This is a genomic window from Oleiphilus sp. HI0123 (genome assembly GCF_001635315.1).
This window is the reverse complement of sequence record NZ_LWGE01001315.1, coordinates 1-7,043: the sequence shown is the minus strand read 5'-3', so window position 1 is coordinate 7,043 and position 7,043 is coordinate 1. Positions and strand designations below refer to the sequence as shown.

The window sequence follows — 7,043 nt, the reverse complement described above, 5'->3', positions numbered from 1 at the left end:
AATAGGCTTTACTTCTGACTCTCGTTCTTTGGAAGTCATGGTCCACATCACATCGATACCCTTGCTTTGGCTCAACTGTTTGATAGCCCGGCCTTGTGTCATAAAATACTGCGAGGGTTCTACTGTTAGAGGCACCGAATGATAACTTAGGGCTAGCTTTAATAGCTCTATTGGGTAACTGTGATGTTTGGTGAATACTTCGCCTGGCTGAGGGTAGCGAATGCTCGTTTGAGTTATCGCATTGGAAAATGAGCTGAAGAGCGAGAGCAATAAGCTGATGTAAATGAGTTTCGAAAAATTCATAATTCGCTGTTACTCCTACCAAGCAAATATTGAGACAGGTATGGCAGTTGGAAGGAATCGATTGCCATCTAAGCAAAAGCGAATTTGACACCTACTAAAAGGGCGCTATTTTTTCCTTCCCTAGCACTATACGATACCTTGAATGGCTCTGGTATTAAACTGTTCTTGTTTGATTCTAATCTAACAAAGATATTGTAAGAATAAACTCTGGGGCTGTCTTATCTTTTTAGGATTGATGGAGGGGCTTGAGGAGAGAGTACCCGGGCAAAACCCAGGCACTCTAGATATTGCTATTGCCTGATCTTTACTTTTCTTCTGGTTTTGGTGCGTAAGGCCCAGGAAGTAGACCCCAGTGCTGGTTATTGACCAGGTTACTACTCGCCATAGCAGAAAGTTCAGGTGTGTGATCGACAATACTGCCGGCAATTTGATCTACTAATGCACCAATGAGAGCACCAGCCAAACCGCCACCGCCGTCACCTGAAGACTTCACAGCTTGGGCTCTGCCATTCCATAATATTTGTCCACTCTTGGCATCTATTAATCGCCAATCTGAAGCCACGACAGTCTTTGAGGATATCACTTGGTACTCCTGCCCCCACTGCTTGATATCAATGTATAACACTGCGTCAGGGTTGATAATTTCCCTAATTTTGTCCAAGGGAATAGTATTCATTTCAGCCGTTGTAGGGAGCCCATTCTCTTTAAACAAAGTATCGACAACTGAAACAGGAAATACATAGTAGCCTTTTTCTGCCAAGGGCTCAGATATCGAGGAAATAAGCGTATAGGGTGCATTAACTTCGACAGAGCTATTATTGGGTGGAATTACCAGAATAGAGGTCGGTTTGCTTTGCTTAAGGGCCGTGTAGTCATAACCTTTAACGGCACAACCGGATAAAACTCCAAAAGCAAGTATTGAAATAACTAAGAACTTGAATCCCTTCATTTTGTTTTCTCCTTATGATGGCTGTTAGATGCTTCCAAGGCGGTGTCTTGCATGTTGGAGCGAGTCAGAATGCCGTCAACAAATACGCTAGATTCAGGGTACAGTGCTTTTTCTTGTAGCAAAGCGCTTTTTGCCAGGCCAGGGTTTCCGGCTTGAGCGTGAACCATTCCTAAGTGAGCATATAGGCCGGGAGGAACTTTCATCCCTTTATTTTCTGCTCGCTCTATAGTTAGGTTTAGTTTATAGATCTGCGTGGCAGTATCTGCTTCGCCGGGGTTGAGGTAAATATCGTAAACGATTTCTTGGTAATCACCCCAATAGTACAAATTACTATGAGTTGAACATGCTTGAGCCAAAAGAATGACCGCCATTGCAGCGATCAACTTGATATTAATGTATTTCATCGAACTTCCTTATGTCGATAGTTAGTTGCTATTTTTCAACAGACCAAACGCCGGACTCTAGATCTCTAACTAAATTATTAATGGCTTCGGTAATCGCGAAGTTAAGAACTTTGCCATTAAGCGTTGCATCATAACCCGCTGTGCCACCGAAACCGATGACTTCGCGATTGCTCAGTGCATACTCTCCGGCACCTTGTGTTGAATAGATTATTTGGCTGGTTGTTACGTCAATGATATTGATGGAAACTTTGGCATAAGCAATTTGCTCCTTTCCGCGCCCCAAGATACCAAATAGTTGCTTGTCACCAACTTCTTTACGGCCAAACTCCGAGACTGCGCCTGAAACGACATATCTTGCGCCCGTAATGTTTTGCTTTTGACCGCGATAGGCAGCTTCTTGCTCAAGCTCTTTCATCGCGTCACGGTCAACAAGGTTGAATCTGTTCGTTTGTTGAAGGTGGGTCTTTAAGATGGTCTTGCCTTGCGAACCTAGGCGATCGCCACCAGAAGAAAATAGACCCTGCATATAGTTTGAACGGTTATTAAAATTGCCTACTACCATGGCTGTTTTCTTACCACTATAGTTTGTTTGATAGCTGGCAACTCGATCTGGTTGAATAGCTCGCTTACTTTCCGTTGCGCAGGCGCTAAGGAGTACAAAAAGTGAAACTAAGGAAATTACTTTGCTAAAACGTAAGGAGAAATTCTTCATAATTAAGGTCCTTCAGGTAGGTTTGCTCCAAAGATTATCACAGCAACAAGCCTAGGTGTACTGGATTAATCTTCAATATGGGGCGAATCACCCCGCTTAATTGGGTATAATATGCGCCAGTTTTATTTTTATCTCATTCTGTAAAAGAGGCCTCCTTTGACCCAGTTTCGTCCCTGTATCGATTTACATCAAGGCAAAGTAAAGCAAATTGTTGGTGGTAGCTTGAATGACCAAGGTGCCGATACTAATTTTGTGAGTGCTTATGATGCGGCTTACTATGCTTCCTTATACAAGGAGCATAACTTACAAGGTGGGCATGTTATTGCACTAGGCCCAGGAAATAAGGACGAAGCACTTAAGGCACTATCGGCCTGGCCTCAAGGTTTACAATTTGGCGGGGGCGTTAATCATGAAAATGCCAGCGAGTTTTTGGAAGCAGGTGCGTCGCATTTGATCGTCACGTCTTACCTCTTCGAAGATGGGGAGCTATCTTCTGACAGAATTGAAAAGATAAAAGCGGAGACGGGAGCGGAGCGTTTAGTGATGGATCTGAGTTGCCGAAAAACCGAATCGGGTTGGAATATTGCGACGGATCGTTGGCAAACAGTGACCCGTACTCAGATTACCAAGAATACCCTCGCTGAGTTGGCAGGGCACTGCAATGAGTTTTTAATACATGCTGCCGATGTTGAAGGGCTACAAGCAGGAATTGATGAGGACCTGGTTTCTTTATTAGGAGAAATTTCCCCCATTCCAGTCACTTACGCTGGCGGTGCACGTTCTTTCGAAGACTTAAAATTGGTTCATCAGTTATCTGGCGGCAAGGTTGATCTGACAATAGGGAGTGCCTTGGATATTTTTGGGGGGGCGGGGCTTACACTTGATGAGTGCATCTCATGGAATGAAAATCGCTAGCTAGGTTTTGTTTTTCAAATGGGCCTTAATCAGAAAGTTTCTGGGGCTGACTGAACTCTCACAGAATGTCGATATTTGGCAATGATAGCCATTTTCCTCCAGAAACAAGCAGCGATCCAGTACCAGCCAGGTTTCCAACGCGCGCCTAAATAACATCCTTACCAGCTCTAGTTTTTCGTATTCTTGATACTTGGTTTGCCCCAGAGATTGGTAGTGTAAAAAGTCTATTGTTTGCGGCAGGTCAATATCTTTTAGCTGCGCACATTTTTTGCAAAAACGTTCGAAGCCTTCTTGAAGAATACGAATGCTGAGAGAGGGGCAAGGAAGGTATTGATCAGTATGTCTGATATCTTTTTGGAGCGTATCAAAGCCGAGTCGCCAAGCTTGTAGTTGTTTGCGCTTTCGGGTTTCAGCGGCCGATGCCGTATTACACTGTCTTGTCGCTAAACGCAAATCCTCATTGCTTAGGCTCAGTAGGGTAGTTCGGCCTACAAGTGATAGCGCCTGGTAGTTTTCAGAGCTATTGAAGCGGTGATAGCAGCATGGTGAGAAGGTCATTCTGTTAGAGTGACTTTCTACACCTTGCTTTAGCATATGTACATGCAGGCCACCGCAGGCATGCAAGGCAATTAGGTGATGGTTAGCTTCAAGCAGCTGAGACAGGTCATCATTCAATACATCACACTCTAGCGCCACAGTTTGATTGCTCAATTTTCTGGTGCGGGAAAGGATATTTGCCTGATTGACTAGCTGCGTATCAATCTCTAAACCGGTGACTTTTTGCTTGTATAGCTCTGATATTAATCGACCTAAATGCAACTTTCCGCAACACCATTCAATAAGCGGCGTTGTGGGTGGAGATTGGCTTTTGATAAAGGACTTTATCTGCGCTGCTTTTCTGCCAGGAATTCCTGTATCCCAAAATGCGGGTAGTTCTACTTCCTTTGTTGCTTTTGATGTCTCTGAAGCTGGAACGCTAATAAGTGAAAGGAGTTCAGACGCCACGGGGAAATAATTGGCTGCCGAGGCTAGTAAGTCCTGATCAGAAAGCTGAAGCGTATCAATATCATCTGAGCTAAGTGAACGTAACCAGGCTTGCAATTCGGGGTAATCATCCAAGCGAGAGTCAATACTAGAAAAAGCAGGCGGCTTCCAAAGATGCTCATAGCGTTTAAGGATTTGATCTAATTTCGTAAAACGAGCTTTCATCTGAATAAAAAGTTCTTAGGAGATCTTTAGATTATAAATTAGATATTCTATGACGAACGGATGCAAACACTTAAGCGCTTTTGTTTCGTTTGTTATCGAATTGTTACCCAGGTATGGAGCATGTGAGACGCTGGCCGATAAGGTTAATAAGGCTAGCGTAAGCGTCAGCTCAAGTTATCAGGCAAGCAAATTGCATCCAAACTTCATAAGCGTATAAAAGGCAAAAAACTGCCGAAAAATTGGCATTGAGAGGTGGATCATGGGTATTAATGCACAAGAACTCAATGATTATGTAATTCGTCCCGCACTCGCGGCTTTGGATGAACGCTCCCAATTTGCAGAACATTACTTATTGAAGCTAGCTTCTAAACGTTCCTCTTACGGTGAGCACTTGGTAGCCTCGAAGCAGTCTGATGGTTTAGGTATTTATGCGATTAGTCCTGAAAGTCACACCGCTTTATGGGATGAGTATTTAGCTTTTCAACCAGACCTGGCGAGTACCGTACGGGGTTTGGCTTCGCAAAGGGCATTTTTGGAAAACCCTCATGCTGAACTTGCAACCAATCTTGTTTATGCAAGCGCGATAGCCTGGTTGTTGACTCAGTACCGTAAGAATTGTGAGCAAGACCCGGTATCTGGATATGAGGATATTGCCTGATTTTCAAAGCAATTCTTAGAACGGCTTTACCTTGGCTATCTCTTCTTTCAAGCGTCGCTTATATTCATCCTGATCTTCGATATCTTTTAACTTTGCATAGATGGTTTGTAAGTCTTGTTTGTACTGTTTCATCTTCTTTACATCGTCGCTTAAGAAAATCGTATAAGCTTTCATTGAAAAGCCCAAGACCAGGATGAAAGGGAGCGATAGAAGTGAAATGGAATGTAGGGTCAGAACCACTAGCCACTTAAGCAAGCCAGAAACACTGTTCCTGTTATACAACGGTAAAGTGAGGGCGTTGGTCCAGACTGAATAGTTTTTTCGAAGAGCTTCAAGAGCTTTTTTGTGGCCGACCCAAGACGGTGTAAACATCGCAAGTAGATCATAGTCTTTGCCGTTATCGAGCCGAATACGCATATTGAAACCTTCAGAATATACAGAGGGAATTATAGTAAAGGTCTAGCAGGAATATGCCAAGTAATGAGGAACTATTTTATAGCTCCTGTGGTGCTTTGTTGAGGGGGGCTATTCGTGATTCGTTATACTGCTCTAAAGGAATTATTCGATATCCATCAGCTATTTGTAGTATCTTACTTCCCGCTGCCGATACTTTCTTTAAGCCTATAACAAACCCTACCAACAGACCTATACCGATGAGTACTAAGCCTATAATGGTGATAATTAACCAGCGATTGATACTGTCGACAATCGGCGTTACGGTTTCGTCCCGAACTGTTTTAAGTGACTGAGTTAGCAGCTCATTTGAAGGCTGTTGAGCCTTCTTAATGGTTTCGGGAAAGCTACCAGCTGCCCGATTGAGTTTGTTGGTCATGCTGTCTACTTTATCGGCCAAGTCATTAATCAAACGCAACTGCTCGGGAGAGAGATCCTGAAGATTTTCTGAAACCTCATCCAGGGCAAGAGATAGCTTTTCGCTAGCTTCTCGGAGAACTATGCCTGACTCCTTCAACTCCTTGATCTCAATATTAATAGAGACATATTTTCCAAGGTCTTCAGAGGGCTGTTCAGGTGAAGGCATCTCTATCGAATTTGCATAAAGCTTTGCGCTGATACTTAAGCTAAACAGTATTAGTATAAGGAGGGAGGTCGTAACGGCTTTCATTATAGGCTTGTCCTGTTATTGCTTTGGAAGGCGGATATTTACATCCACGGCATTACTAGGAAAGTGCAAATGTATCAAGCCAGTTTCCGGGTTGTTACGAGAAATAATCCAGCGCTGGCTGTCGACGCCTACTAAGGTTCCCGTTACGGGTACCTGTCGGTAGTCACTAGGTGCGATAACAACCTTACTGCCAATTCTATGGTCTGAGGTGTAACGCTTGTCTAGTTGCCGAGGTTGGGCTTCTCTCCCGATATCGATCGCCGTATCGATACTAATTTCATTGTCAGGAGAGTTGGTGAAAGCCTTCATTTTTTGGTACCAAGCCAACGCGGCTGTATTCTTGGAAATATCCTTTTTAAGGCCGACTTCCGTCAGAAACCAGAAACAATGATAAGCAGAGAAGTCTAGAATATTCGGTGTGTTACCACCGATAAACTCATTCGAGCTTAAGTTTTCTGATAGATAGCTTAGACCTTGCTTAATATGTTTGTTGGCTGATCTAGGGCTGCCGAGGGATACCGAGGCTTTGGCGCCCATTTCTATCCTGTCTTTCAAGAACAGAAGTAAATTCCATAAGCCTTTGTCTTTAGCAATACGTCGAAGTAATGATAAAGAGAATGCTTTATTTACACATGCAAAAAATAGCTTTGATTCAAGCCATTGTCTTTCAGTTAGAAGGCCTTGATTCAGAGCTTCGTTGGCTAACGATGGTTCGTCAGCGATAGCGGCGAGTTCATCAGCTATAAGGCTCGTATCACAAAAAATATCAG

The 7,043-nt window shown here is 43.5% G+C and carries 9 protein-coding genes and 1 pseudogene; 2 read left to right on the top strand and 8 right to left on the bottom strand.

Translation table 11 applies throughout. From position 1 onward, the window contains the following. The 4 genes and pseudogenes from A3761_RS16080 to A3761_RS16065 form a co-directional block, all read right to left on the bottom strand. Positions 1–303 (bottom strand): annotated as a pseudogene (locus A3761_RS16080) (hypothetical protein); the annotation flags it as partial. A 304-nt stretch (positions 304–607) separates the two neighbouring features. Further along, entirely contained in the window at positions 608–1,252 is a 645-nt protein-coding gene (locus A3761_RS16075) for a GNA1162 family protein (RefSeq protein ID WP_068515871.1), read from the bottom strand. Then, complete coding sequence (locus tag A3761_RS16070; RefSeq protein WP_068515868.1) at positions 1,249–1,656, bottom strand: DUF4810 domain-containing protein; 408 nt, start codon at positions 1,654–1,656, stop codon at positions 1,249–1,251. Before A3761_RS16070 ends, A3761_RS16075 begins: the two co-directional genes overlap by 4 nt. Before the next feature lie 28 nt (positions 1,657–1,684). Then, on the bottom strand, positions 1,685–2,368 hold the full coding sequence (locus A3761_RS16065; RefSeq protein WP_068515864.1) for a CsgG/HfaB family protein: 684 nt from the start codon (positions 2,366–2,368) through the stop codon (positions 1,685–1,687). 156 nt (positions 2,369–2,524) lie between these two features. Between A3761_RS16065 and hisA the strand changes: the two genes are divergently transcribed. Next, on the top strand, positions 2,525–3,283 hold the full coding sequence (gene hisA, locus A3761_RS16060; protein ID WP_068515862.1) for a phosphoribosylformimino-5-aminoimidazole carboxamide ribotide isomerase: 759 nt from the start codon (positions 2,525–2,527) through the stop codon (positions 3,281–3,283). Here the strand turns inward: hisA and A3761_RS16055 are convergent, their stop codons facing one another. Then, the gene (locus tag A3761_RS16055; RefSeq protein ID WP_068515858.1) at positions 3,284–4,492 is read right to left on the bottom strand and encodes a methyltransferase; all 1,209 of its coding nucleotides are present in this window, start codon (positions 4,490–4,492) and stop codon (positions 3,284–3,286) included. 259 nt (positions 4,493–4,751) lie between these two features. Between A3761_RS16055 and A3761_RS16050 the strand changes: the two genes are divergently transcribed. After that, positions 4,752–5,150 carry a hypothetical protein gene (locus tag A3761_RS16050; protein ID WP_068515856.1) on the top strand — a complete coding sequence of 133 codons (399 nt, stop codon included), beginning with the start codon at positions 4,752–4,754 and terminating at the stop codon, positions 5,148–5,150. A 15-nt stretch (positions 5,151–5,165) separates the two neighbouring features. Here the strand turns inward: A3761_RS16050 and A3761_RS16045 are convergent, their stop codons facing one another. From A3761_RS16045 to A3761_RS27790, 3 genes are all read right to left on the bottom strand, one after another. Beyond that, on the bottom strand, positions 5,166–5,567 hold the full coding sequence (locus A3761_RS16045) for a hypothetical protein (RefSeq protein WP_068515853.1): 402 nt from the start codon (positions 5,565–5,567) through the stop codon (positions 5,166–5,168). A 76-nt stretch (positions 5,568–5,643) separates the two neighbouring features. Continuing rightward, complete coding sequence (locus A3761_RS16040) at positions 5,644–6,273, bottom strand: hypothetical protein (RefSeq protein WP_068515850.1); 630 nt, start codon at positions 6,271–6,273, stop codon at positions 5,644–5,646. A gap of 15 nt (positions 6,274–6,288) precedes the next feature. Next, positions 6,289–7,043: glutathione S-transferase domain-containing protein (locus A3761_RS27790; protein ID WP_068750494.1), on the bottom strand; the 755-nt coding region annotated here is incomplete at its 5' end.

Excerpts from the sequence above, each read along its gene's own strand:
- A3761_RS16070 (WP_068515868.1), bottom strand. The coding sequence starts at position 1,656 with ATGAAATACATTAATATCAAGTTGATCGCTGCAATGGCGGTCATTCTT.
- A3761_RS16065 (WP_068515864.1), bottom strand. The coding sequence starts at position 2,368 with ATGAAGAATTTCTCCTTACGTTTTAGCAAAGTAATTTCCTTAGTTTCA.
- A3761_RS16075 (WP_068515871.1), bottom strand. The coding sequence starts at position 1,252 with ATGAAGGGATTCAAGTTCTTAGTTATTTCAATACTTGCTTTTGGAGTT.
- A3761_RS16045 (WP_068515853.1), bottom strand. The coding sequence starts at position 5,567 with ATGCGTATTCGGCTCGATAACGGCAAAGACTATGATCTACTTGCGATG.
- A3761_RS16055 (WP_068515858.1), bottom strand. The coding sequence starts at position 4,492 with ATGAAAGCTCGTTTTACGAAATTAGATCAAATCCTTAAACGCTATGAG.
- A3761_RS16050 (WP_068515856.1), top strand. The coding sequence starts at position 4,752 with ATGGGTATTAATGCACAAGAACTCAATGATTATGTAATTCGTCCCGCA.
- A3761_RS16040 (WP_068515850.1), bottom strand. The coding sequence starts at position 6,273 with ATGAAAGCCGTTACGACCTCCCTCCTTATACTAATACTGTTTAGCTTA.